Below are 26,062 nucleotides of genomic sequence, written 5' to 3' on the forward strand. Positions count from 1 at the left end.
AGAGAGGGGAATACCCATGGGTTTCAATTGCGGCATCGTCGGCCTGCCCAACGTCGGCAAGTCCACCCTGTTCAACGCCCTGACCAAGTCTGGCATCGCGGCGGAGAACTTCCCTTTCTGCACCATCGAGCCAAACAGCGGCATCGTGCCTATGCCCGACGCTCGTTTGGCTGCGCTGGCTGAAATCGTCAAGCCAAACCGCATCCTGCCGACCACCATGGAATTCGTCGACATCGCCGGCCTGGTTGCCGGTGCGTCGAAAGGCGAAGGCCTGGGCAACAAGTTCCTCGCCAACATACGCGAGACCGACGCCATTGCCCACGTGGTGCGCTGCTTCGAAGACGAGAACGTGATCCACGTTTCCAACAGCGTCGACCCCAAGCGTGACATCGAGATCATCGACCTCGAACTGATCTTCGCCGACCTCGACAGCTGCGAAAAGCAGCTGCAGAAAGTAGCCCGCAACGCCAAAGGCGGCGACAAGGAAGCCTTGGCGCAGAAGGCAATACTGGAAAAGCTGATCCCGCACTTCACCGAAGGCAAGCCTGCACGCAGCCTGATGAAGCACATGGCTGACGACGAAAAAGCTGTCATTCGTGGCTTCCACCTGCTGACCAGCAAGCCGGTGATGTACATCGCCAACGTGGCCGAAGACGGCTTCGACAACAACCCGCACCTGGACGTGGTCAAGGCCATCGCCGAGGAAGAAGGCGCGGTAGTGGTGCCGGTGTGCAACAAGATCGAGGCAGAAATCGCCGAGCTGGAAGACGGTGAAGAGAAGGACATGTTCCTCGAGGCCCTGGGCCTGGAAGAGCCTGGCCTGAACCGCGTGATCCGCGCCGGTTACGAGCTGCTGAACCTGCAGACCTACTTCACTGCCGGCGTGCAGGAAGTACGTGCCTGGACCGTACGCGTAGGTGCCACCGCACCACAAGCCGCAGGCGTGATCCACACCGACTTCGAAAAAGGCTTCATCCGCGCTGAAGTGGTGGCCTATGATGACTTCATCCAGTTCAAGGGTGAAAGCGGTGCCAAGGAAGCCGGTAAATGGCGTTTGGAAGGCAAGGACTACATCGTCAAAGACGGTGACGTGATGCACTTCCGCTTTAACGTCTGATGGGCACCGTGGAATTCCACGCTACTTGAAAGACTTCAGAACCCCCGTGATCGCCAGGCGATACGGGGGTTTTGTATTCAAGGGCCACCATTTTCATCTGTAACCCCGGCCAAGAAACAGCTTCGTATCTTAGAAACCAACTCGCTACGGTCCCAATACGAGATACAACAAACCACCAAGATTGGCCGCTGCAAGCGCCGCACAACCATACGCCACCCATTTAAGGTGCTTTTGGCCATTGACCACCTGAGCCTTGAGCGCCAATGCCTGCGCTTGATATGTCTGGTGGTGCGCATGGGCGGCCGAAAGTGCCTGATGTTGCTCGCCTAGCCGCTCATGCAGGTTGTTTGCCTGAGTCTGCCATAGGTCCTGCAATTGCTGCCCCAGTGCTGAAACCTCCTTGTGCACGGCCGAGCGCAAGTGATCGGCCGTTAGCAGGGTGAGTTTTTCCAATCGACTCACGCTTTCCTTGTCCAACTCACGCAGCTGTTCCAACAAACTGCCAAGGCTACGACCCAAACGCTGCTGTGCGCTGCCATGCACTGTAAGCCAGTGCTTCTGCATTTGCTGTTGATGAGCATCAAGCCTGCCGGCCGTAACCTCGCTTAGTGTCCGTATCGTTGCATGCAGCTCGATCTGGGCCTGTTGTTGCGCCATGAACAACGACGCCAACCGCTGCTGTTGACCCTCGAACTTGCCGGCCGCAGCCTCACCCAGCATGCACATCGTTTCATGTAGCTCAGCTTGGCCCTGCTGCTGCGCCGAGATCAGCGAAGCCAGCTGCTGGGCAAGTTGACTGACATCCTCCTGATTCGTTTGAGCCCAGCGCTGAAGCTGGTCTTCGGCATTTACCCGGCGCCCCTCTGCGGTTTCCAGCCCTTGGGCCAGCGCCTCAAGCTCAGTTTGAATACTGATGGTTTGATGGCTGACCGCCTGCCATTGCGATTGCTGCTGCTGTTGGTACTGATCCAGCTTACTGTCTGCAGCGGCCCCCATGGCTTGGACTGCGTCTACCGCTTGAGTATGTGCTTGCTGGTGCCATTGCGCGAAGGACGCCAGATTCTGAGTTAGCTGGGCAACGCTCTGTAAACTGGCATCGCCCAACCGTTGCGCTTGCGCCTGCAAGGCAACCTGGTGTTCCCCAACTCCACCGATCTGCGCTGACAACCCCACAACACCGGTTTGAATATCCTGGGATTGCTGACTGTGCTGCCCGAGGATCTCCAGCAATTGTACATTGCGCGACTGCGCAAGCTCGTTTGCATCCTGCTGGGCAAACTCCAGCGTTTGCAGTTGCTCTTCAAGCGGGAGACTGCTCTCTGGGTAATGCTTGTTGATGAAACGTGTGACTTTGCCTGTTTGAGCTTCCAATCGGTCCTGGCGCTCGAGGATACTGCGCTCCAAGGGGTAAATGTTTTCTTCGAGCAATGCGCTCACTTCAGTTTTCAGCGGCGGTACCAGAATATCGACCAGTAACTGAGTCAACTCCTGCTTGGCAGCAGCGCGTTCGCCCTTAACGTCCTGGTCGATCATTGAGCATCCTTCCCGGAATAGAATTTTTCGGCTTCACTGATAAGCAGATGGGCTTGCATGAGCCCAAGAAACTTGTCCGTGGCGCACTGCCCCTTATCAAGTTCGTCTGTGCATGCCTGTAACGCCCGCGACAGGCTCTGATCAACACGCTGCTCAAAATGCTGGGCCATCTTTTTCGAGCCTTCCATGCGGGCGATGTTCACGCTCAATTGGTCGCTCAAGGCCTGCAGTCCACGCAGGTGCCTGGCGTGCTTATCAAGGGCTTCCTGCACCGCGCGCAACTGCCGATCGACTTCTGGCAAGGCGCGTTGTTGTTCAGAAGCTTGATTTTTCACTGCCTCGATGAAGCACATGTGCGCCAACTTAATACAACGGCCTCTGCTCACAGCAATGACATGTTCGAGCATACCCATGTCTGTTTCGTAGCTGGACGACCAGAAATAGCTTTCCAGCGTGTATTGGTCGAGGTGATAGTCCAACGGATGAAAATCGCTTTCGTCAAAAACCACAGGACGCACTGCGCGCATGAGCACCTTGCAGTGGCCCTGTAGTTCTTCACCAAAACTACTAAAAAGCAGTGTTTGAAAGGCCTCTATCCAGCTTTCGAGCTGGTGCTTGAGGCATTTTTTCGCACAACGAAGCAGTTCCTGTACCGCAGGTACCGTTTGCTCTCCCCGCGCAGTGACATGTGTGGGGAAAAGCCCTTCGAGAATTGGCCCGATGTCGATACGCAGCAGTCCTTCGAGCATATGCGTCCACTGCTCCGTCAATTGCCGCTCTGCCAGCAACTCGTCCCTGCGCACCTGCAGCACTCTGGCTACATCATCATCTGACTGCAACGGATAAAGCGCTTTTTGCCGTGACTCGAATGCCTCCAGGCTTGCGAGCCGCTCACGTCTTTGCTCTCGATAACTGTCCTCGAACGCCGCAATCTGCCCGGTCACCACCTGGTCGAGCTGAAAGGCAGCGAACACGCGGGACAATGGCCCGCTGGAGCGTTTGATATCCTCGATCAGCTGTCGCCGAAAGGTATCGACAACAGGGCATACCAGGGCGAAGTACGCGGGGTCTGCCTCAGCCATCTCACGCGCCGAATCCCCAAGCTCCATCACAAAGAGGTTGCTTTGAAAATGCTCGGGGATGGTCAATTCGAGTGTCTGTATTTCTTCGCTCATTGCCGAGCGCAGTGCTGTTACATCCATCGGGGCGGCCAACATGCGCTTGCGCACGCTGCTCAGAGAAAAGCTCGAGGTAATGACCACCCGAAAGCGCACCGGCTGATGCACCCAATTAGCCAGCTCTTCTATCTGCAAGTTTTCTGGCCGCAAGAACCCAAGGCTGCTGGCCTGGGTTACGAGCAGCACCAAATCGGCCACCGTGACAAAGGTTCGAGCGAGTGTTGCAACCAGCTCACGCTCGTGGGCATTGCGCGCGTCCAGTCCGGGCAGGTCGATGAGTTTGACATCGACGTCCAGAGCATTCTCGCTCGCCAGCGGGAAAAACCGAGCAGGAATGAGAATGTCGGTTAGATCGATGCCAGTGCGCTGCCCTTGCTCCACCGCTCGGCGGGTATCAGCAAGTGCCCGGGTAGCCGCCTGCCTGTCCAGCGGACCACTCTGGCCGATGTACCAGTGATCGTCGCTTGAGCGCCCGTAGCGCAACGGCATGATCGTCGCTGATTTGCCCAGCGTCTGGCCACCCCGCAGCACCTCGGCAATTTCCTCGCGGGTGTCCGAGACGAGGCCGAGCAGGTCAAGGATCAAGGTCGTCTTGCCCACTTGAGTGGCGCCATACACCACCACGGTCACTTGCTCGGAACGCCGGAGCTGGCCACTGACCTCCGGGGCCAGCTCATGGACAAAACGGTCGTAGGCTTGCAGCGCCCAGTCATGGCGCTGACGATAACGCTCAGACCACGAACGAGGCTTGGGCACGATCAATCTCGGCAGTCAGATGGCGTCGCGATGCATTCAAGGCGCGCATCACCCTTGCCAGTGCATCACGCTCGGAAAACTGATTGGCATCAATGCCGTAGGCCACACTGAGATTATGCTCGATCCGCTCCTCGATCTTGTTCATGAGCTCGTCGTAGTGCTCAAGGCTGCTTTCCACCAGGTGATCCCTGAAGCGCTCCAGGCTGGCCACGATGAAGTTGCGTTTGGCGACATTGTATTGGTGGACCGAACTGGCAGCCTTGTAACCAATGAAGCCCAGCCCCATGAGCCCGGTTGCCGCCATGGACAGTGTCGCTCCCAACCCCGTGGCAGTACCGCCAGCCAGTACCGGAAGGACATCCAGGCTGCCATCGATGGCCAAGTCCACTGCGGTTATTGCGAGCAACGCACGCCCTACCTGCTTGGCTCCCTGGGTAAAGCCTGGCAACGAAGCACGAATGTCCTTGGCGAGGGCATCGGGGTCATACTTGACCAGCTGGGCAGTATCGACCACCTGCCGCTGGAACAACGCCATACCTTGGCTCATGCGTAGATACTCCATGGTCAGTGCCGGCAGAAGCTTCAATGCAGTATCGAACTGCCGAGTACGAACCGTGGCGGGGTCGAGGTGGTTCTCGCTGATAGTCTGGTTCAACAACAAGCAGACACTTTTTTGCAAGTCAGGCGCAGCCGGGAGATTGCACTCAGGAACCACCACAGTGCCGTCAGCCTTCTCGTAACCCAGGTACCGAGCGGGCTGTTGCTGCTGACGGTGTTCCAGCAGCAGGGCAGGATTTTCATCCAGGGCAGCCTCCAGCCCCAGTTTGAAGTGATCGTCAGCCACATGCGTCAGCGCCAGGTAAATCGCATGCACCGGGGTTTGCTCGCCTTGCTGCTCCCAATGCTTGTGAATACGGCTGATGTAGCGCTGCTCGGGTTCGCTGGTCTTGAGCGAGAGGAAATCGACGATATTTCTACCCACATTGGACCACCCCTCCTCCTCCTCGCCAAACGCATGTGTAGCACTGCCTATCGCACACCGCGTGTACTGGTCGACATGTTGAAGAAGGCGTTTTTTATACTTCACTCGGTAGGCATCCGAGGAACGTCGGAACTGATCCAGAACCTTCTTGACCAGCCCCTCGCTGGCACTGGCAGAAGCTGCTGCATTGTCGATCAGGCCATCCAGGAAACCCACCGCGACTTCCAGCTCCAGCTCTAGAACGGCCTGCAGATCTGTCAGCCGTTGCTGATAGACGTCCAGCCCCGGCTCGGCGTATTGGCCTAACGCTTGGAGAAGTTGTGGTATCCAGAGCGCCTTGTATTCCTCACCACGGCCAACGCAGACAACACGATCTGCCTGGTCGGCCGGCACCTGACAGTTCAACGCCGCAGAGACACGCAATTCTTCACGTGTTTCCTGGGACTGGTTCTCCGTGCGCCCAATGGCAATGATCGGGTGCCGGCCGGGTAACGCCTGTTCCAGCATTTCCACCAATACATCTTGAGTGGACTGGGTAGCCAGAGCATTGGCGTTGGTCACCAAGATACTGCCCGTGGCATGCTTGAGCGTATCGCGCATTTCCTGCTGCCACAGGCTGTTGGTCCGGTTGAGTTTTTCGTAGCCAGGTAACAGCAAGAAACCCGCGCGCTCGCCGAAGTGACGCTTAGGCACATACAGGCGCAGCAACATGAAACGCTCGCCTGCCGCGAAGCTGCGCAGTTCATTGAACAGGGTTTGCTGGTCTATCTCTGTTTCCTGACCCAGCTCGTCCACACCGCAGGCATAGGGTGTTTTACAGTCGCGCTCAAGCACGAAGAGCGGCCGACATTCGCCACGCCCAGGGTTGTCTGGCAGCCAGTCCTCCAGATCGTACAACTCGCGCAAAAGATGCGTCTTGCCCGCGCCCTGAGTTCCGCCAATGCACACAAAAAAGCTGGAGTGCATTTCACGGATCACCAACAACTTGCGCAGCACCGCACGAAGCTTTTCTCGCTCCTGAGTACTTCGGTCAAAGTGTACGGCGATATCGAGCGCCTGCCTCAAAGCCTGTGTGACGGGATCGATGAGCGAGGCGTACATGATGAAACTCCTTGTTCTTTGACAATGCCTGGCGGGACGGGCACCGGGATACACAAGGTGTATCGGCATCAATCGATAGAAGTTTACAGGGACGAAGGTCGATGCATGTCTGCGCCCCCGGATGGGCTGGGTGATCGCAGGGCAATCACCCTTAGAACGTCAGAAATCCCCACGCAAGGTCAGCATGTAGCTACGCGGCGCGCCGTAAGTAGTGCCGCGGGTCCAGTAACCGGTCGAGTCGAAATACTTGCGGTCCAGCAGGTTCTCCACGTCCACGCCCACCGTCCAGTGCTGGTCGAGCTTGTACGCCGCCCGTGCATCGAACACCGCCCGGCCGCTGTTGCTCACGCCATTGTAAGCGTCGTAGTAATGGGACTGGGCCGACACACCACCGCCGACACTGAGGCGGTTCCACTCACCCGGCAGGGTGTAGTTGGTGTTCACCCGCAGCAGATGCTTGGGCGTTTGTGCCGAGATCGGCCCGCCAGTCTCCGACTGCGTGGTGTTGAAGGTATAACCCGCCGCCACCTGCAAGCCCGGCAGCAACTCACCGCTGGCCTCTGCCTCGAAGCCCTTGCTGCGGCTGATGCCATCGCTGTTCACGTAACAACGGCCTGCAACGTCTGTGGGACAGTTGCCATCATTGGCATAGTCGCGAGCGGCGACGTCCTCCTGTTCGATATAGAACAGCGCAAAGGACAGGTTCAGACGCTTGTCGAACAACTCGCCCTTGATGCCGGTTTCGTAGTTGGAACCGATAGCGGGGTCAAGCATCTTGCCACCCGCACTGCGGTAACTGGCCTGGGGCATGAAGATATCGGCATAGCTGGCGTACAGAGACCAGTTGTTGTTCAGGTCGTAGATGGCACCAACGAAAGGCGTGAACTCGTGCTTCTGTTCATTGGTGCTTTTCAGCCCGCCACTCCAGGCCTCGGTCTTGTACCAACTCAGGCGCCCGCCCAGTACCAGGCTGAGGTCCTCGGTCATGTGCAGGCGGGCATTGAGGTAGGTGCCGTAACGGGTATCGAAGGTGTCTTCCTTGTAGTCCCATCCCTGTCGCGAAGGTTCTGGGACAATGCTGTGGTCCGGGTCGAACACATTGAGCGGGATGGGGCTGTCGAGCTTTACCGTGGCGTCCTTGTCATTCATCTTGCGCCGGGACCAGTTGGCCCCCAGCGACAGCTGATGGCTCAGGCCAAACGCTTCGAACTCGCCGTCCAGGTGGCCGTCCACCGCGTTGGCGGTGACATCGAACTTGTGAAAGCTGGTGTCGTTGATCATCGGCCCAGTGGGGCTGCCGTACTCCAGCGTGTCCTCTGCGCTCCATTCGATGGCGCTGCGGTTGTAACTGCTTTCGGAGTGCGACAGCGCCAGCTTGCCGCTCCAGTTGTCGGTGAAACGGTGATTGAGGTCGGCGAACACTTCGTCGGTGCGGGTCTGCAGCGTGGCCCAGTCCTGGCCCAGGAAGGTGGAACGCTTGAGGTGCGGGTTGCTGCCATCCGGGTTGTTCGGCAAGCCCAGCACGCTGTAGCCGTCAATGCGCGAAGTCTGCCGGCGCAAACCCAAAGCAACGGTAGTGGCGTCGCTCAGGTCGCCTTCGACTATGCCGTACAGCAACGGCCGCTTGGACTTGCTGACATCGGTGAAGTAACCACGGTCCTCGTAGGACGCCACCACGCGGCCGCGCAGAGAACCTTGCGGGTTCAGCCTGCCACTGGCGTCCAGGTCCAGCCGGTAATTGTCCCAGGAGCCGGCACGGGTGGTCACGGAGAAACGTGGCTCCGACGTCGGGCGCTTACGCACCAGGTTGACCGCACCGCCTGGGTTGCCCGCCCCTACCAACAGGCCCGAGGCGCCTCGCAGTACCTCGACACGGTCGAACACCGCCATGTCGGGGATCATCCAGCCGGTGTAGGCGTAGGCCTGCCCGGCCACGCCGTCGACCATGTAACTGTCGTCGGTGATGTCGAAACCCCGGGAGCTGAAGTGATGGTTGCCGTAGCCACGGTTGGCGCGGGTAATGCCTGTGGTCTGGACCATCACCTGGTCCAGTGAGACCAGGTTCTTGTCGTCCATCAGTTTGCGCGTAACCACGGTCACCGACTGCGGTGTACGGCGCAGCGACTGAGGGGTCTTGCCGATCGTCACGGCGCCGGTGGTGTACGAGCCAGAACCCTCGGTGGTTTCGCCCAGCCCCACGCTGTTGATGTTGGTAGCACCCAGTTCCAGCGCGCCCTTGGCGTCCACCGTCGGCACCACACTGAAGGTGCCGCTGCCAGTGACGATCAGTTGCAGGCCGCTGCCCACCAGCGCCTGCTGCACGGCTTGCAAGGCACTCATCTCACCCTGGATCGCGGGGGCCTGCTTGCCGACGACCAGAGCCGGGTCCAGCGACATCACCTGCCCACCTTGGCGGGCGATGGTGTTGAGGGTTTGCGCCAGGCTGGCGGCCGGCAGGTCGAAACGCTGCCGCTGTTGCTGCGCAGATCCTTGCGCCTGGACGACGGCCGTTGGTGCGGTTGCCAGCGCGATGGCAAGGGCGAGGGGCCAAGGTTTGAACACGTGGATACTCCTGAATTTTTGCTGTTGTCAGGAGAGAGGTGGGACGAGCAAGAAAAACCGGACACGAATGATAAAAATTTTCATTCGAAAGCAGCCCGCTCAGCGCGCTTCGATCAAGGTCAGCCAGGCACCGTAGCGTTTCACGCTGATCGGCATCGTCTCTTCAAGGGCAGCCAAGGTGCGCTCGCTGTCATCCAGCGGGAACACCCCCTGTACCCGCAGGTTGCGCACCTGCGGGCTGACACGGACGAACCCCGGGCGATACGGGCGCAAGGCATCGATAACCAACGCCAGGGGCTCGTCCAGCACACTGAGGTGACCTTGCACCCAGTCGGCGCGGTAGGCCTGCCCCGCCGCCAGTGGCTCGATGCGCTGCGCATGCAACAACGCTGCCTGACCCTCTGCCAAGTCCAGCTCGGTGCCATTGGGCAACGAAGCGCGCACGGCGTGCTCCAGCACCACCACGCGGGTGGCGTCGGCCAGTTGCTCGACCAGAAAACGCGTACCCAGTGCGCGCACATCACCTTGCGCGCTACGCACGATGAACGGACGGCTCGGGTCTGCAGCCACCTGCACCACCAGCCCTCCCCTGCGCAAGCGCACCAGCCGATGGCTGCCGGAAAAGGCGAGGTCGACCGCACTGTCGGCATTCAATGCCAGCCGGCTGCCATCAGCCAACGTCAGGCTGCGACGTTCGCCGGTGCCTGTACGCAAATCGGCCGTCAATGCCTGGCCGGTATCGCTGCTGGCGGCGAACCACAAACTGCCACCCAGCACAGAAAGCCCGGCCATTGCCCGCAACACATCGCGCCGACCGACTTCCGGCTGCAGCAAGGTATCGCGCAAAGCGCCAGGAGCTCGGCGCACAACCTCGAAGTGCTCGCCCAAGCCACGTTGCAATTGCTCCCAGGCATGGACGTTGGCCGGGTCATCACCCAGCCACTGCTGAAAAAGCGCCTGTTGCCGGGCATCGTCTCGCCCGGAGCGCAGGCGCACCATCCACGCGACTGCCTGTTCGGCGGCAGGGTTCAGTACGCGCCGGTTCATGCTTGCGCCCCGCTCAGGTAACACTGGCGCAAGGCCTGGGTCATGTAGCGGCCAACCGTACGTTCGGATACGCCCAGGCGCCGACCAATTTCCGCATAGGCCAGGCCATCGAGCTGGCTCATGAGAAACGCCTTCTTCACCACCAGCGGCAGCCCTGCCAGGCTGCGGTCGATGGCGTGCAGGGCTTCCAGCAGCAGGTGGGTTTCTTCCGGCGAGGGCGCCAGCGTTTCAGGCAGCAGCATCAGCCGCTCCAGGTAGGCCTGCTCCAGGCGTCGGCGGCGATGGCGGTCGGAAATCAGTCGCCTGGCAATGGTCGAGAGGTAGGCGCGCGGCTGCTCGATGGCCGCTGGGTCGACCCGTGCGGCAAGCAGCTGGCAGAAGGTTTCGGCAGCCGTGTCCTCGGCGTCTGGGCGGTTGCTCAGTTGCCGTTGCACATGCCGCAGCAACCAGCGGTGGTGATCGCTGAAAAACAAACCCAGCTTGCTGGTGTGGGATGCGGACACGGGCAGGACCAAAAGCTAATGAGAATTTATCGCATTTTATAGGCGAGACGCGGGAAGCGCTACCCGGCGCCAACACCTATTCTGTGATTGAGCCCCCTCCTTCTCCAGAGCCCGCACCATGCCCGACACCACACGCTTCGACTGGCAACGCTGGCTGCCCGGCCTGGTCACCCTGCTCCACTACAAAGCGGCCTGGTTACCCAAGGACATCGCCGCCGGCCTGGTGCTCACCACCATGCTGGTACCCGTGGGCATCGCCTACGCCGAAGCGTCCGGCGTCCCCGGTATCTATGGGCTGTACGCCACCATCATCCCGCTGCTGGCCTATGCCCTGTTCGGCCCCAGCCGCATCCTGGTGCTGGGGCCGGACTCGGCGCTGGCCGCGCCGATCCTGGCAGTGGTGGTGCAGTACGCTGCCAGCGACCCGCAGCGGGCGATCGCAATCGCCAGCATGATGGCGCTGGTCGCCGGGGCGTTCTGTGTGGTTGCCGGGCTGCTGCGCCTGGGCTTTATCACCGAGCTGCTGTCCAAGCCGATCCGCTACGGCTACATGAACGGCATCGCCCTCACCGTATTGATCAGCCAGTTGCCCAAGCTGTTCGGCCTCAAAGTCGACAGTGAGGGGCCCTTGCGCGACCTTTGGCACTTGGGCCAGGCGCTGTTCGCCGGCCAGGGGCACTGGCCAAGCTTCGTCGTGGGCGCCGGTAGCCTGGTGCTGATCCTGCTGCTCAAACCGTTCAAGCGCCTGCCAGGCATCTTGATCGCCGTGGTGTTGGCGACGCTGGCAGTAAGCCTGTTCAACCTCGACCAAATGGGCGTCAAGGTACTCGGGCAATTGCCCCAGGGCCTGCCCAGCTTCGTCTTCCCCTGGGTAACCGACATCGACCTGGTCGAAGTGATACTGGGCGGGGTTGCCGTGGCGCTTGTGTCGTTCGCCGACACCAGCGTACTGTCACGCTCTTATGCCGCACGCCTGAAAATGCCGGTAAACCCCAACCAGGAGATGTTCGGCCTGGGCGTGGCCAACCTGGCTTCGGGGCTGTTCCAAGGCATCCCGATCAGCAGCAGTTCGTCACGCACACCGGTGGCCGAAGCCGCCGGCTCGCAGACCCAGCTCACCGGCATCATCGGCGCGCTGGCAGTAACCCTGTTGCTGCTGGTAGCGCCCAATCTGATGCAGCACCTGCCCAACAGCGCGCTGGCTGCGGTGGTCATTGCCGCTGCGCTGGGGCTGTTCGAGTTCGCCGACCTCAAGCGTATTTTCCGCATGCAGCAGTGGGAATTCTGGCTGTCGATCACCTGCTTTGTCGGTGTGGCGGTGTTCGGCGCCATTCCCGGTATCTGCATTGCCGTGGCGGTGTCGGTGATCGAGTTCCTGTGGGACGGCTGGCGGCCGCACCACGCGGTGCTCGGGCGTGCCGATGGGCTGCGTGGTTACCATGACGTGCAGCGTTATCCACAGGCCCGGCGTATTCCGGGGCTGGTGCTGCTGCGCTGGGACGCGCCGCTGTTCTTTGCCAATGCCGAGCAGTTCCAGAGCACAGTGATGGCGGCGGTGGACGCGTCGCCGACGCCGGTGCAGCGGCTGATAATTGCGGCGGAACCGGTGACCAGTATCGACATCACCTCGGCGGACATGCTGGCCGAGCTGGACCGAGCGCTGGAGGCACGGGGGGTGGAGTTGCAGTTTGCCGAAATGAAGGACCCGGTGAAGGACAAGATGCGGCGATTCGGGTTGTTCGAGCATATGGGAGAGAGGGCTTTTCACCCTACAGTGGGCGCGGCAGTGGATGCCTATCTGGAAGAGAGTGGGGTCGATTGGCAGCCCTGACAGAGGAATTAAACAGCCCGTACCCGAAGCCGAAACCGGTCAATCCAGATAAGCATGGCACTGGCATACACCGACACCGCCAGAAACAGTGCCATGCGCACGGCAAAGGCGCGGTAAACGTCCTGCCCGCCGGCACTGTCCTGCACCGACTGCCCTAACAGGATCAGCATTGTCGTCAGGCAGCTCACCCAATAAGCCGGGCTCTGCCGGTTCGACACGGCCTGGTACAGCCGTCGCGCCTGCCAGAGCGCGAACAGCAGTACCCACAGGAAGAACATCCACAGGTGCACGTACAGGCTCAACGCGCCCCACAACACTATCGCCAACACCCCAGCAAGCAAGGTTGAACCGATCAGCTCTCGGCTGGCGTGCCGCGCACGGGTTTCGCCGGCCTGCTGCCCAACGCTCACGGCTTTCATGATCAGTGGCATGTACTGGTCCGGCGCGATCAACGCCAGGAGAAAGGCCGGCATCACGATCAGTGTGGCCCGCAGCGCCACCCAGCTGACATGCTCGCTGGCCAGCAGCGCCGCCGCCGGTTGTGCCGGCGCATCGGCTGGCTCGGGAAACAGCACATGCGCCACTGTCGTGCCCAGCACCGCCAGCAGCATGCCCTTGGCCAGCGCTTCGACTACCGAAAGCGCCAATGTGAAATCGCTGGTGCCGGCAGCAGCAATCATGGTCAGGCCGACCACCAGCAGGTTGGCCAGCAGGCCGTTGCCCCCCTTCAACGCATAGCGCAATGTCAGGAAAACCCCCACCCCCACCAGCAACACGCCAGCCGTTGGGGCATGGCGCAACAGCGGAATAAGCAGCAGACCGCTGCCGCAACTTAGCAGCACCAGCAGCGCCAGGGCCGGCGCCGCACGCAGGGGCAGTGGCTGACTGCGCATGGCGAGCAGCAATACTGCAAACACAGGTGCCAGGATCGGCACCGGCAAGCCGATACCAAAGCTCACCGCCAGGCACAGTGCCACGCCCCAGGCCAGGCGCAGGGCGCGCAGGCGGCGCAGCTCAATAGGCATATGACAGCCAGCTCATCAGCCACATGAACAACCGGCCCAGCAGGTTCAGGGGGTTGCCTTCGCCGGGCAAGGCCATGACCTCGGCCTGGCCACCGACCCGCAGCACGGTCTTGTCCTGAAGCTGGTCGCGCTCCAGCTCGACGATCACCGGGAAGCGCTGCGCCGAACGCAGCCACTCGCGGCTGTTCTGCACGGTCGGCAGCGTACCCGGCGCTGCAGGCTGGCCCACGCTCACACCGTAGCCAATGCTGCGTATACGCCCCTTCAACACAGTGCCGGGCAGCGCGTCGAGCACCACCAGCACCGGCGTGTCGGGGCGCAGCCGACCGAGGTTGTTCTCGGTCATGTCGGCACTTATCCACACGTCATGAATACTGATCAGGGTCATCATCGGGCTGCCCGCCCCGACATAGTGGCCAACGTCGGTGCGCAAGTCGGTGATCAACCCGTTCGCATCAGCGCGTACCACGGTACGGGCAAGGTCCAGGCGGGCCTTTTCCACGTTGGCCGCTGCACTGCGCAGCTGGGCATTGTCCTCCTGTGCACCGCCCTGCTGTTCACGGGCGCGCACCACTTCAGCACGGGCCGCCGCCACTTGGCTTATGGCCTGGTCACGGGTGGCCTGTGCGCCTTCCAGGCGGCGCACCGATACCGTGCCGGGGTCTTCGTCAATCAGCCGCTTGAGGCGTTCTGCGTCCTGCCGCGCCTTGCGCTCATTGGCCTGGGCCGCCACGAGCGCAGCCTGAGCGGAGTCGATGCCAGCGGTACTGGCGCCGATCTGCCGGCGCACGGTATCGAGATCGGCTTCGGCGCGGGCCAAGGCAATGCGGTACTGTTCTTGGTCGAGTTCGAACAGCACATCGCCCTGGCGCACTTCCTGGTTGTTGCCGACGGCCACACGCTTGATCTGCCCGGCCACTTCGGCGGCCACCGGCACCACGTAGGCCTGCAGGCGTGCCTGCTGGGTGTATGGCGTGAAGCGGTCCGCCAGCAGGTACCAAAGCAGGCTCACGGCAATTAGCAACAGCACCCAGCGCATACCGCGATCAGGGGCTGACGGGGGCGGCGCTGGCCTGGTGTCGCTCATTCGGTTTCACCTTGTGCATGTGCGCTGGAGGCTGGCACGTCGAGCAGCTCGCCCCAGTCGGTGCGTTGCTGCATGTGCTGGCGGGTGGCCGGGTCGATCGGCGCGCGGCGGGTGTCCCAGCCTCCGCCCAGGGCCTTGTACAACGTCACCAGGCTGCTGACCGCGTTGCCACGGCTGACCAGGTAACCATCCTGTTGCTGCAACAGCAGTTGCTGGGCATCGAGCACCCGCTGGAAGTCGGCGAAGCCTTCGCGGTACTGCGAGCTGGCCAGGGTCAGCGAGCGTTGCGCCGCCTGGGAAGCCTGGTCGCGAATGGTTGCACTTTGCAGCGAGCGCACCAGACCGCTGGCAGCGTCGTCGGCTTCACGGGCGGCTTCGCGCACACCCTGTTGGTACAGCTCGATCAGTTGCTGCAAGCGGGCATCTTCCACCCGCACGGCATTTTTGCGCCGGCCGTAGTCGAACGGGTTCCAGATCAGGCTCGGCCCTGCCGCCAGGTCGAAAGTGTTGGGCAGGTGACTGGCCGAAAGAAAGGTCCAGCCGATACTGCCAAGCAGGCTCAGTTGTGGATAAAGATCGGCCTCGGCCACCCCGACCAGCGCCGACTGCGCCGCCACTGCCTGCTCGGCGGCGCGAATGTCTGGCCGGCGCTGCAGCAGGTTGGCAGGCACGTCCTGCAATATTGCGCGCTCTGGCAGCGGCAGCTGGCCATGACCGGCCTGCAACTGCGGCAGCGGCCCGGGCGGGCGGCCCAGCAATGAGCACAACACATTGCGCAGGGCGTTGAGCTGATTCTCGAATTCAGGGATGGTGGCCAGGGTCGCCAGGTATTGAGTACGCGCCTGCTGCCAGTCGAGTTCGTCATGTTCGCCGTGGCGGAAAAGCCGCTCGGTGATCTCCAGGCTACGCGCCTGGCGCTTGGCGTTCTCTTGCGCGATATCCAGCCGCGCCTCGGCGGTACGCAGGGCAAAGTAAGTGTCGGCCACTTGCGCACGCAGCAGCAACATGGCGTCGGCGTAGTTGGCCTGGGAGGCGAAGTAGAGGGCATCTGCGCTTTCGATGGCGCGACTGAAGCGGCCCCAGAAGTCGATCTCCCAGCCAATGTCGAAGCCGACGCTGGATTGCCAGAACACCGAATCACGGGCGGTGGCAGTACCGGACTGGTTCTGCTTCAGGTACAGGCTCTGCGCGCTCAGTTGCTGCAGCTGTGGATAACGCCCGGTCTGCACGATGGCCAATTGCGCACGAGCTTCAGCGATACGCAGGCCAGCCACGCGCAGGTTGGTGTTGTTGGCGTCGGCCTCGGCAATCAGCGCGTCCAGCATCGGGTCGGCAAACACCGCCCACCACTGGCGCAGGTCAGGGGTGGTGGCGCTACGCCCTGCCTGTTCCAGCATGGGTGTGCTCCAGCCGTCCAGCCACGGGGCCTGGGGCTTTTCGAAATCGGGGCCGACCTGGGTGCAACCAGCCAGCAGCATCAGCAACCCCAGGCCATAGCAGCAGTTGGGCATGGCTCAGGCGGCGGGGGGTGCCGGTTGCTCCGGCACCTGCAGCGCAACCCATTGCCAGAACAACACGTAGGTCACGCCTAGGATTACCGGGCCAATGAACAACCCGATGATGCCTTTGACCACCATGCCGCCCAGTGCCCCAATCAGCACCACCGGCATCGGCACATCGACCCCGCGCCCCAGCAGCATTGGTTTGAGCACGTTATCGGCAAGGCCGGCGACGAAGGTGTAGACGGCAAAAACGATGGCCGCCACCGTGAAGCCGTCGGTGTTGAATACATAAATGATTACCGGCACCGTGACCAACGTGGCCGGGGCTTGGGCAATCCCAAGCATGAGGATGACGATGGCCAGCATCCCTGCCCCTGGTACGCCTTTGATGACGAAACCGACACCGATCAACAGCATTTGGATGAACGCAATGCCGATCACGCCTTGCGCCACCGCGCGAATGGTAGCGGTGCACAGCGTGGCCAAGGGCTTACCGCGCTCTTCGCCCGAAACCCGCATGGCAATACGCTGCGCTGCGACTTCACCGCGTTCACCGAAGGCCATGATGACCCCGGAAATGATGATCGCGCCGATGAACAGCAGGAAGGCCCCACCGGCACTGGCCGCAGCGCCCAGTACGGTAAGCCCGGCACCCTTGATCTGGGGCATCCACTGATTCAGTACACTGGCCATGTTTTCGGAGGCCGCCAACCACAGCGCATGCACCTTCGGCCCGATCAGTGGCCAGCTCGCCACGGAGTCAGGTGGGACCGGCACGCTCCAGGCACCGCTCTTGAGCAAGGTCACCAGGCTGTCCACCGATTCACCAATGGACATCACGACCAGGTAGATCGGCACCAACAGCACCACCAGTACCAGCAGCACCACCAGCGTCGCCGCATAGCCTTGCTTGAGCCCAGTGCGGCGCTGGATACGGCAATGCAACGGGTACAACGTGACCGCCAGGATCACCGCCCACAGCATCAACTCCAGGAACGGTTGGAATACCTGGAAGGAGAAGATCACCAAGGCTGCCACCAGGCCGGCCTTGATGAGTACATCGAGCAAGCCCCGCGACAGGGCGCTGTCCAGCTTGAAACTCGACTGCATGATCCACCTCCCGACATTCAATGCACCAGCCAGGCGCAATTCACTGGCCCGTTTCAGGGGATACCTGCACGGGGCTGTCGTCGCGTAGCTGCCGCGCCAAGGCCATCATTACCAAGGGCACCACGGCCATCGACAAGGTGATGGCCAGTACCAGCAGGTCGTGCACCTGCTGGGTGAGGACCTGATGGTCCAGCGCCAGCTTGAACACCACGAAGGCGAACTCGCCCCCCGAGGCCAGCACTACGCCCAGGCAGAGCGCCTGTGCCTTGTTGAGCCCACCGAGCGTGCGCCCCAGGCCATACAACAAGGGCAGCTTGATGGCGACCAGCAGCAAGGTGAGCCCCAACACCATCAGCGGCATGCCGAACAGCAGGCGCAGGTCGGCACTCATGCCCACGCCAACGAAGAACAGCCCCAGCAGCAGGCCTTTGATTGGCTCGATCTGGGTTTCCAGTTCGTGGCGAAAGGGCGACTCGGCCATCAGCACGCCGGCCAGAAAGGCCCCCAGCGCCATCGAAACACCCACGTGCTCCATCAACCAGGCGGTGCCCAGCACCACCAGCAAAGCCGTGGCGGTCGACAGCTCAGGCAGACCCGACCCCACCGTCCACTTGAATACCGGGGTCAACAGATAACGGCCAAAAACAATCAGCACACCAATGCCAACAGCCACGGCCAGCAACGGCCAGGCACCTTCGTCGGCGGTGCTGACATCACCACCGAGCAACGGCACCACAGCAATCAGGGGAATGGCGGCAATGTCCTGGAACAGCAGAATGGCCACGGCCAGACGGCCGTGAGGCTTGCCCAGGTCCTTGCGTTCGGCCAGTACCTGCAAGCCAAAGGCGGTGGACGACAGCGCCAGGCCCAGGCCCAGCACGATGGCAGCGGCCCTGGATTGGTCGAACACCCCATACGCCAGCAGCCCAAGCAGCACGGCGGTAAGCCCCACCTGCAAGCTGCCGACGCCAAACAGCGCCCGGCGCATGGTCCACAGACGCCGTGGGGACAGCTCCAGGCCAATCACGAACAGCAACATGACCACGCCCATTTCCGACAGCCGCGCCACGTTGTCCGGGTTGCCGAGCAGCCCAAGCACCGACGGGCCAATCAGGATACCCGCCAACAGATAACCCGGTACCGCCCCCATTTTCAGACGTTGCGCCAGCGGTACCAGAAGCACCACGGCCAACAGGAACACCACCGTCGCCTGCAGCAGGCTGCCGTCATGAGGCATGAGCTCGTACCTTCGCAGCTTCCCGTAGGAAGGGGTTCAGAAGCGTTCTTCGACGACCTTGAACGGGTAGGCCACAGCCTTGTACTTGCCGATCTTGCCGCGTTTGGGCAGCTTCACCAGCTGCTCGCGGGTGATGTCTTTGTAGGGAATACGGCTGAGCAGATGGCTGATGATGTTCAGCCGAGCGCGACGTTTGTCGTTGGAGTGGGCCATGAACCATGGTGCCCAAGCGGTATCCGAGGCCTGGAACATGTCGTCACGCGCCTGGGTATAGTCATCCCAGCGGGTGTACGACTTGAGGTCCATCGGCGACAGCTTCCACAGTTTGCGGCCGTCGGTGATGCGATCCTGCAAGCGCCGGGTTTGCTCTTCGGCGCTGACTTCAAGCCAGTACTTGATGAGGATGATCCCCGACTCGACCATGACCTTTTCAAACACCGGCACACCGGTCAGGAACTTATCCACTTGCTCATCGGAGCAGAAGCCCATTACCCGCTCGACCCCTGCGCGGTTGTACCAACTGCGATCGAAGATCACCACTTCGCCTGCCGCAGGCAAGTGGCCCAGGTAGCGCTGCAGGTACATCTGGGATTTTTCCCGTTCGGTCGGCGCCGGCAGCGCCACCACACGAAACACCCGCGGGCTGACGCGCTCGGTAATGGCCTTGATGGTGCCGCCCTTGCCGGCGCCATCGCGGCCTTCGAAGACAATGCATACCTTCAAGCCCTTGGCCACCACCCACTCCTGCAGCTTCACCAGCTCTACATGCAGGTTCCTGAGCGCTTTTTCGTAGGCCTTGCCGCCCAGTTTTTCTGGCTGTTCCTGGGTGGGTTTCTTCCTGGACGGCTTCGACATGACACTCTCCTGAAGGCGAATGAAGAGTCAGTATGGTCGATTCATGACGGTTTGCCGCTTCGCTTGCAGATTGATGCGGGGGCTGCCGTGCAGCCCCGCCGGGAGGCGCTATTTGGCCAGCTTGTTGTAACTGGTCATCAAGTTGCGGTAGTCGGGGATATGGTTGGAGAACAGGGTACCCAGCCCCTCGATGTCATTGCGCCAGTCACGGTGCAGCTCGCAGGCCACGCCGAACCAGGTCATCAGCTGCGCCCCCGCAGCCTCCATGCGCCGCCAGGCCGAATCTCGGGTCAGTTCGTTGAAGGTGCCTGATGCATCGGTGACAACGAATACTTCGAAGCCCTCCTCCAGTGCCGACAAGGCCGGGAAGGCCACACACACTTCAGTGACGACACCGGCGATCAGCAACTGCTTCTTGCCGGTGGCTTTGACTGCTTTGACGAAGTCTTCGTTGTCCCAGGCGTTGATGTTGCCGGGGCGTGCAATGTAGGGGGCGTTGGGGAACTGCTCTTTCAGTTCCGGCACCAGCGGGCCGTTGGGGCCGGTCTCGAAGCTGGTGGTAAGGATGGTCGGCAGCTTGAAGTACTTGGCCAGGTCCGAGAGGGCCAGCACATTGTTCTTGAAGCGGTCGGGGTCGATGTCCCTTACCAGCGAGAGCAGGCCGGTCTGGTGGTCGACCAGCAGCACGGCGGCGTTGTTCTTGTCCAGACGCTTGTATTGGAAGCTCACGGTGGATCTCCTTGCTTCAGCGGGTTGGGAGTATCAGCGTAGGCAAGGATGAAGGGTGGGAGCGACCGTCAGTCGGTTCGCCTGTTCTGTGCCTGCCCAGTTTTAGTATTCCCGGCGCTTGCGAAACGCCCAGCGCCCAACCAGCACGGTGAAGGTCGCCACCAGGGCAACCAGCACCCAGAAGCCATGGGGGTTTTCCGCCAGCGGCACGCCACCCACGTTCATGCCGAAGAAGCCCGCGATGATGTTGATCGGCAGCGCCAGCACCGTTACCACGGTCAGGGTGAACAACGTGCGGTTGGTCTGTTCGTTGACCTTGGCGGCGATTTCTTCCTGCAGCAGCTTGATCCGCTCGCCCAGGGCGGTGAGGTCGCTGATCACCAGGGTGAACTCTTCAGTGGCGGCACGCAGTTGGCGTATGTCCTGTTCCTTCAGCCACTCCGGCGGGCGGTTGAGCAAGCGCAACAGCGCCCCCGGCTCCAGCGCCAGCAGGCGCTGCAAGCGCACCAGAACCCGGCGCATGCTGCCCAGCTCGGCACGGTTGTCGCTTAGGCGCTGGGACAGCAACTGGTCTTCGATGCGATCGACGCTGGTGGTGGTTTCACGCACGATCTGGGTCAGCACATCGCCCTGGTCACGCAGCAGGTGGACCAACAGTTCGATGGACGAATGAAAACGCTCACCCTGCTTGACCGACGAACGCAGCTTGTCCACCGAGTGCAACGGCTGCAGTCGCGCACTCACCAGCAACTGGCTGCTGGCACAGGCCCACAGCGTGGAAATGTCCGACGACACCAGGCCGAAGTTGAACACCACATCGTTGACCACTGCCAGCAGTGCTGAGTCGGCGTGCTCGATGCGGGTCGAGCGGGAACCTTCGCGCAGCGTTTCGAAGAAAGCGTCGGGCAACTGCAGGTGGGTGCGCAGCCAGCGCTCGCAGGCGGCGTGGGCCAGGTTCAGGTGCACCCAGAGAAACTCGCCGGGCTCCAGCGGCTGGCCGAGCGTGTGCAACAACTGCGTCGAATCGATTTCGCGCCCTGGCTGGCCGGGGCGGAAAGCGAAGGCGTAGAGCAAGCCGAACAGGTCGTGGTCCTGTGGCAGGTGCAGCGCGGGATGGCCCATTCGAACTCGCAATGAGGCACGGGGAGATGGCAGAAATGTTGCTGAATATTCGTTGCAGCCAGATGACAGCAACCTTCAGCGGCACTGCCCGCTCCCACAGGGTCGGTGTCTACCAGCGATAGGTGGCCGTGCCCAGCACTGTGCGACCATTGCCGTAGATACAGCGGGTAGCGTCATAGCATCCCGCCACATACTCTTTGTCGGCCAGGTTGCTGGCGTTTACCGCAAACCGCCACGGCCCGGTTTCGTAATGCACGGCGGCATCGAGCAAGGTATAGGCCGGCACGTTCAGCGAGTTGTCCGGTGCCCCCGGATTGCGACCGGTGTAGCGCACCCCTGCGCCGAAACCCAGGCCCTTGAGCAAGCCATCGTGCAAGGTGTAGTCAGCCCATACCGAGGCCAGGTTGCGCGGTGTCGGGATGCTGATGGGCGTCTTGCCATCGGTCTCGTCGTTGGCCTTGGTCACCTTCACGTCCTGGTAGGTATAGGTGGCGATCAAGTTGAGCTCGTTGCTCAGGCTGGCCACCCCTTCCAACTCGATGCCACGCGAGCGCACCTGCCCCGTCTGTACCTTGTCATTGGGGTTGCCTGGCGCAGTGGTCAGCACGTTGTCCTGGGTAATCTCGAAGACAGCGGCAGTCAGCGAGCTGTTCGAGCCCGGTGGCTGGTACTTGATACCCGCTTCGTATTGCTTGGCTTCGGTGGGCTCGAATGGCTGATTGTTGGCATCGGTGCCAGGGTTTGGCGTGAAACCTTCGCTGTAGCTCAGGTAGGGTGCCAGGCCGTTGTCGGCCAGATACACCAGGCCAACCCGGCCACTGAACGCCTCGTCACGGGTATGTATTTCGGGATCGGAACCGGCATCGGTCCAGTTTCGGGTTTGCGATGTGGCCCAGTCATAGCGACCACCCAGGGTCAGTACCCAATGGTCGTCGAAGTGCAATTGGTCTTGCAGGTACAACCCGGTTTGTCGGCTGGTCTGATGGCTGTAGCTCCAGGTGTCCGGAGTGAACTGGCTTGGGTCGACCGGGCCATAGTCCGTGCCGCCATACAGGTCGACAGGGGTGGTCAGGACGTAGGCCTGCGGGTCAGAGGTTTGCTGACGCTGCCAATCCACACCGATCAGCAGGGTATGGCGGATGTCGCCAGTACTGAAGTCGGCCTGGGCCTGGTTATCCACAGCCCAGCGGCTGTACTTGGGGTTCTCGATGCCGGCGTAGCGTAACAGTGTGCGCTCGTCACCACCTTCCATGCCGTAGTAGGCGGTAGTGCCAACACCAAAGACCATGTTGTCATTCAGGTCCAGATGCGAATAACGCAGGTTCTGGCGCAGCTGCCAGACGTCGTTCAGGCGCGTTTCGAATTCGTAGCCGAGGCTGTACTGGGTCTTCTCGTACTTTGAGAAGTGCTTGTCGCCGGTGAAGGTATCGCGACCGATCTTGCCGTAGGGCGAGTGGGACAAAGTACCAACTGCCGGCAGGAAGTTGTCCTGGGCGTTGGAATCGTCCGCCAGGTAATTGCCCATTACGGTCAGCCGGGTCTCTTCCGACGGCTGCCAGGTCAGGGCGGCGGAGAGTGCCTGGCGCTTGTCCTCCCAAGGGGTGTCGCGAATGTTGGCTTCATGGCCGATGGCCGTTATGCGGTAGCTCCAAACGCCCTCGTCATCCAACGCGCCGGTGCTGTCGAAGCCCAGCTGTCGGCGCGCGTCAGTGCCGTACTGGGCCTGGATTTCGTGGCTGCTGACCGTGCTCGGGCGCTTGGATACCTGGTTGATCACCCCACCGGGGTCGCCCTGCCCATACAAGACGCCTGCCGGACCACGCAGCACTTCGACACGTTCGAGCATGTAGGGGTCGACCATCCAGCTGGCCAGGTTGATGGTGGTCGGCAGTTGCAGGCCGTCTAGATAGGTCGTCGGCGAGAAGCCGCGTACGACCGTGTACCAGTCGGAGCGGTTGTTGGCGCCGTAGGAAGACACGCCCGGGGTGTAACGCAGGGCCTCATTGACCGACTGCACGCCTTGAGCCTCCATGCGTTCACGGGTTACCACCGAAATTGACTGCGGGGTCTCATGGATAGGCGTGTCGGTCTTGGTTGCAGTGACACTGCGCTTGGCCACGTAGCTGCCCACCGGCCCCAGCGGGTTCTCTTCGCCTAGGGCGGAAATGGTCTGTGCCTGCAAGGTGACCGCCCCTTGGCTCGTCGCACGTACCAGGCGCCAGCTGCCATCGCTGCTGGCTTCGGCGGCCAAGTCAGTGTTGCCGAGCAGGGAAGCGAAGCCTACGTCGATCGGGTAATCACCTGACAGGCCGCGGCTGCTCAGGCCACGTGTGAGTGCCGGGTCGAAACTCAGCAACACGCCGGCCTGGCGGGCATAGGCGTTGAGGGCACCTTCCAGGCTACCGGCCGGGACTTCGACGTGGTGGCTTGGCGCAGCCTGCGCCAGGCTGCCAATGGGCAGGCTGACACTCAGGCCCAGCAGGGCGATACGCAGAGCGCGGGCAAGCGGGGTGTGCGGGGACGACGCCATGGGGGTTCCTTGTGGTCATGAGCGGAATTGCAAGGAGGCCGAGCCACGGCGAAAAAACTGCAAAAAAAAGAAAATAGTTTCTGTGAGATGTGCATGAACGTTTTCGCGGGCATGCCCGCGAAGGGGCTCACGCGCTTTGTCAGGCCGGCTCCAGGGTCACCCACCAGCGGGTCAAGTACCGCGTTCGCACAGGCAAAGTACGGCCCAATGCCGCCAGCGCCCGGTCCGGCTCGTCCAGCGGAAACACCCCGGAAATCAGCAAGTCCGCTACCGCAGGGTCACAGCGCAACACCCCGTTGCGATAACGCCCGAGCTCGGCACACAGGCGGGCCAAAGGCCACTGCCGAACGACCAGATACCCGTCGCGCCAAGCCAGTGCGTCACGGTCCAATGGCTGGGTCGCAAATACCCTTTGCCGGTTGAAACGCACCTGCTCCCCCGCGCGTATAACGGCTGCAGATTGCAGCAAGGTACCCGGCCGCACCGCAACGGCCCCCTCCTCCACGGCCAGCAACGCACTCTCGTCATTCAGCCGCACCGAGAAACCGGTCCCGAGTGCCTGCAAGGTCCCCAAGGGGGTTTCAACCCAGAATGGCCGTTCGGCCCCTTGCTTGCCGGTCTGGATCATCACCTCGCCAGCCAGCAGATTTATACGCCGCTGCTGGCTGTCGAATGCCAGGTCCAACGCGCTACCACTGTTCATCTGCAGCCAGCCGCCATCCGGCAGCTGCAGGCGCCTGCGCTCACCCATGGCAGTGCGCTGCCCTGCCAGCCAGGGCGAGCCGCGCATCCCCAGGCTGGCACTACCGACCACGGCTGAGCCGCCCAATAGCAACGCCAGCCCTTTGAGTACCGTGCGTCGATCGCGGTAACGCAGGGCCTGGCTTGCCTGGGGTGGCGGCATCGCCCCCAGGCGCCCGTCGAACACCGCCAGCCGTTGCCAGGCCTGCTCATGGCTTGGGTGCAAACCGCGCCAACGCTGGCAGGCTTCCAGTTCTTCGACCTGGGCCAGCCCCGAGGCCAGGCGCACGCGCCAGCCGATGGCCTGCGCCACCACTTGCTCAGTCGGTTCCGATGCGCTCACGAATACAGCACCCGGTAGCAATGGCCGAACGCCTGGGTCATGTACTGTTGCACCGAACTGAGCGAGAGGCCCAGCTGTTCGGCAATTTGTGGATAAGTCAGCCCGTCCAGCTGCGACAGCAGGAACGCGCTACGCACCTTGGGCTTCAGCCCATCGAGCATCCGGTCGATTTCCACCAGGGTTTCCAGCACCAGCACCCGCGCTTCGGCTGACGGAGCTTCCGGCTCAGGCAGCGCCGCGAGGCTGTCGAGCCAGGCCCGTTCCAGGCTCAGCCGGCGATAATGGTCCACCACCAGCCCCTTGGCGACGGTGGCCAGAAATGCACGTGGCTCGCGCAGGCCATTCAAGGTGTCACGCCCCAGCAGGCGAAGGAACGTGTCCTGGGCCAGGTCGGCAGCCTGGTGCTGGCACTCCAGGCGCTTGAACAGCCAACCACGCAGCCAGGAGTGATGGCCACGGTAAAGCTCGCCGACTTGAGCGTTGTGGGGCAGCGACGACACGGGAGTACCTCGAGGCAGGGTTACGCGAGGGTGTTAATGGGAAGCAGTATTATTTACAAGTGCGCGCATTTCAAGAGACTTGCCCATGGCCATCACTTCACAAATTCCTGAACTGATTATTTGCCGTCAGCGATTTGTCCCCTCGCCAACCACCACCAGAATCGCTTCACCATAATCACAAAAACCGTGAGGCCACTCCCGTGGACCAGACACTCCAGGTGCGCCAAGCCGCCGCCGACCTCGTCGCCGCGTTCGCCAGCAACGACACCGCCCGCTATTTCGCCTGTTTCAGCGAAGACGCCACATTCCTGTTCCACACCTTGCCACAGCCGCTGCTGTCGCGCCGCGCCTACGAAGACCTTTGGGCCCAGTGGCAGGCCGAAGGCTTTGCCGTGCTCGCCTGCGAGTCGAGCAACGCTCAGGTAAGCCTGCAAGGTGACGTGGCGATCTTCATGCACGATGTGGCCACGCATATCCGTATCGCCGGTGAAGAACACCGCTTGAGCGAACGCGAGACTATTGTCTTTCGCCGCCAGGCCGACCAGTGGTTGGCCTGTCACGAGCACCTGTCGGTCGTAACGCCGGCCTGATCACCTTTACGCGGCACTGCCGCCCTGCCATCGCACCCACAAGAAGGCCCGCGCACTGCGCAGGCTACAACTACCGCGCTG

Annotated in this window: 20 protein-coding genes; 3 read left to right on the forward strand and 17 right to left on the reverse strand. The window is 61.7% G+C overall.

From position 1 onward, the window contains the following. Positions 1–16: 16 nt before the first annotated feature. Positions 17–1,117, forward strand: a complete 1,101-nt coding sequence (gene ychF / locus Q9451_RS27000) for a redox-regulated ATPase YchF (RefSeq protein ID WP_012270475.1) — start codon at positions 17–19, stop codon at positions 1,115–1,117. A 144-nt stretch (positions 1,118–1,261) separates the two neighbouring features. On the opposite strand, the gene Q9451_RS27005 is transcribed toward ychF, so the two are convergent. The 6 genes from Q9451_RS27005 to Q9451_RS27030 form a co-directional block, all read right to left on the reverse strand. Continuing rightward, positions 1,262–2,650 carry a hypothetical protein gene (locus Q9451_RS27005; protein ID WP_012270474.1) on the reverse strand — a complete coding sequence of 463 codons (1,389 nt, stop codon included), beginning with the start codon at positions 2,648–2,650 and terminating at the stop codon, positions 1,262–1,264. Next, the gene (locus tag Q9451_RS27010; protein ID WP_012270473.1) at positions 2,647–4,584 is read right to left on the reverse strand and encodes a dynamin family protein; all 1,938 of its coding nucleotides are present in this window, start codon (positions 4,582–4,584) and stop codon (positions 2,647–2,649) included. Before Q9451_RS27010 ends, Q9451_RS27005 begins: the two co-directional genes overlap by 4 nt. After that, positions 4,559–6,667: a hypothetical protein gene (locus Q9451_RS27015; RefSeq protein ID WP_012270472.1), complete on the reverse strand. Its 2,109-nt coding sequence runs from the start codon at positions 6,665–6,667 to the stop codon at positions 4,559–4,561. The genes Q9451_RS27010 and Q9451_RS27015 overlap by 26 nt, the downstream gene beginning before the upstream one ends. A 159-nt stretch (positions 6,668–6,826) precedes the next feature. Continuing rightward, positions 6,827–9,229 carry a TonB-dependent receptor gene (locus Q9451_RS27020; RefSeq protein ID WP_012270471.1) on the reverse strand — a complete coding sequence of 801 codons (2,403 nt, stop codon included), beginning with the start codon at positions 9,227–9,229 and terminating at the stop codon, positions 6,827–6,829. A 99-nt stretch (positions 9,230–9,328) separates the two neighbouring features. Then, positions 9,329–10,276 (reverse strand): FecR family protein, encoded by a 948-nt coding sequence (locus tag Q9451_RS27025; RefSeq protein ID WP_012270470.1) that lies wholly within the window; start codon positions 10,274–10,276, stop codon positions 9,329–9,331. Beyond that, a complete protein-coding gene (locus Q9451_RS27030; protein ID WP_060514813.1) occupies positions 10,273–10,779 on the reverse strand; it encodes a sigma-70 family RNA polymerase sigma factor in 507 nt (168 codons plus the stop codon). Before Q9451_RS27030 ends, Q9451_RS27025 begins: the two co-directional genes overlap by 4 nt. A gap of 118 nt (positions 10,780–10,897) precedes the next feature. Between Q9451_RS27030 and sulP the strand changes: the two genes are divergently transcribed. After that, a complete protein-coding gene (gene sulP / locus Q9451_RS27035; protein WP_012270468.1) occupies positions 10,898–12,610 on the forward strand; it encodes a sulfate permease in 1,713 nt (570 codons plus the stop codon). Between the two features lie 8 nt (positions 12,611–12,618). Here sulP and Q9451_RS27040 read toward each other — a convergent pair whose 3' ends face one another. From Q9451_RS27040 to Q9451_RS27090, 11 genes are all read right to left on the reverse strand, one after another. Continuing rightward, positions 12,619–13,635, reverse strand: coding sequence for a DUF2955 domain-containing protein (locus tag Q9451_RS27040; protein WP_012270467.1), 1,017 nt, complete (start codon positions 13,633–13,635; stop codon positions 12,619–12,621). Further along, positions 13,625–14,722: an HlyD family secretion protein gene (locus Q9451_RS27045; RefSeq protein WP_012270466.1), complete on the reverse strand. Its 1,098-nt coding sequence runs from the start codon at positions 14,720–14,722 to the stop codon at positions 13,625–13,627. The genes Q9451_RS27040 and Q9451_RS27045 overlap by 11 nt, the downstream gene beginning before the upstream one ends. Beyond that, on the reverse strand, positions 14,719–16,233 hold the full coding sequence (locus tag Q9451_RS27050; RefSeq protein WP_012270465.1) for an efflux transporter outer membrane subunit: 1,515 nt from the start codon (positions 16,231–16,233) through the stop codon (positions 14,719–14,721). The genes Q9451_RS27045 and Q9451_RS27050 overlap by 4 nt, the downstream gene beginning before the upstream one ends. Before the next feature lie 3 nt (positions 16,234–16,236). Beyond that, on the reverse strand, positions 16,237–17,334 hold the full coding sequence (locus Q9451_RS27055) for an AI-2E family transporter (protein WP_012270464.1): 1,098 nt from the start codon (positions 17,332–17,334) through the stop codon (positions 16,237–16,239). A 40-nt stretch (positions 17,335–17,374) separates the two neighbouring features. Continuing rightward, positions 17,375–18,571, reverse strand: coding sequence for a monovalent cation:proton antiporter-2 (CPA2) family protein (locus Q9451_RS27060; protein ID WP_012270463.1), 1,197 nt, complete (start codon positions 18,569–18,571; stop codon positions 17,375–17,377). A 36-nt stretch (positions 18,572–18,607) separates the two neighbouring features. Next, positions 18,608–19,426, reverse strand: a complete 819-nt coding sequence (ppk2, locus tag Q9451_RS27065; protein WP_012270462.1) for a polyphosphate kinase 2 — start codon at positions 19,424–19,426, stop codon at positions 18,608–18,610. Positions 19,427–19,534: 108 nt separating this feature from the next. Continuing rightward, entirely contained in the window at positions 19,535–20,155 is a 621-nt protein-coding gene (gene ycaC, locus Q9451_RS27070) for an isochorismate family cysteine hydrolase YcaC (protein WP_012270461.1), read from the reverse strand. Positions 20,156–20,257: 102 nt separating this feature from the next. Then, the gene (locus Q9451_RS27075) at positions 20,258–21,277 is read right to left on the reverse strand and encodes a transporter (protein ID WP_012270460.1); all 1,020 of its coding nucleotides are present in this window, start codon (positions 21,275–21,277) and stop codon (positions 20,258–20,260) included. A 109-nt stretch (positions 21,278–21,386) separates the two neighbouring features. Beyond that, positions 21,387–23,807: a TonB-dependent siderophore receptor gene (locus tag Q9451_RS27080; RefSeq protein ID WP_012270459.1), complete on the reverse strand. Its 2,421-nt coding sequence runs from the start codon at positions 23,805–23,807 to the stop codon at positions 21,387–21,389. 139 nt (positions 23,808–23,946) lie between these two features. Then, positions 23,947–24,891 (reverse strand): FecR domain-containing protein, encoded by a 945-nt coding sequence (locus tag Q9451_RS27085; protein ID WP_012270458.1) that lies wholly within the window; start codon positions 24,889–24,891, stop codon positions 23,947–23,949. After that, on the reverse strand, positions 24,888–25,391 hold the full coding sequence (locus tag Q9451_RS27090; protein WP_012270457.1) for a sigma-70 family RNA polymerase sigma factor: 504 nt from the start codon (positions 25,389–25,391) through the stop codon (positions 24,888–24,890). The genes Q9451_RS27085 and Q9451_RS27090 overlap by 4 nt, the downstream gene beginning before the upstream one ends. Before the next feature lie 200 nt (positions 25,392–25,591). On the opposite strand from Q9451_RS27090, the gene Q9451_RS27095 reads away from it, so the two are divergent. After that, positions 25,592–25,981: a nuclear transport factor 2 family protein gene (locus tag Q9451_RS27095; RefSeq protein WP_012270456.1), complete on the forward strand. Its 390-nt coding sequence runs from the start codon at positions 25,592–25,594 to the stop codon at positions 25,979–25,981. Positions 25,982–26,062 lie beyond the last annotated feature (81 nt).

This window comes from Pseudomonas sp. NY8896, from assembly GCF_039634505.1.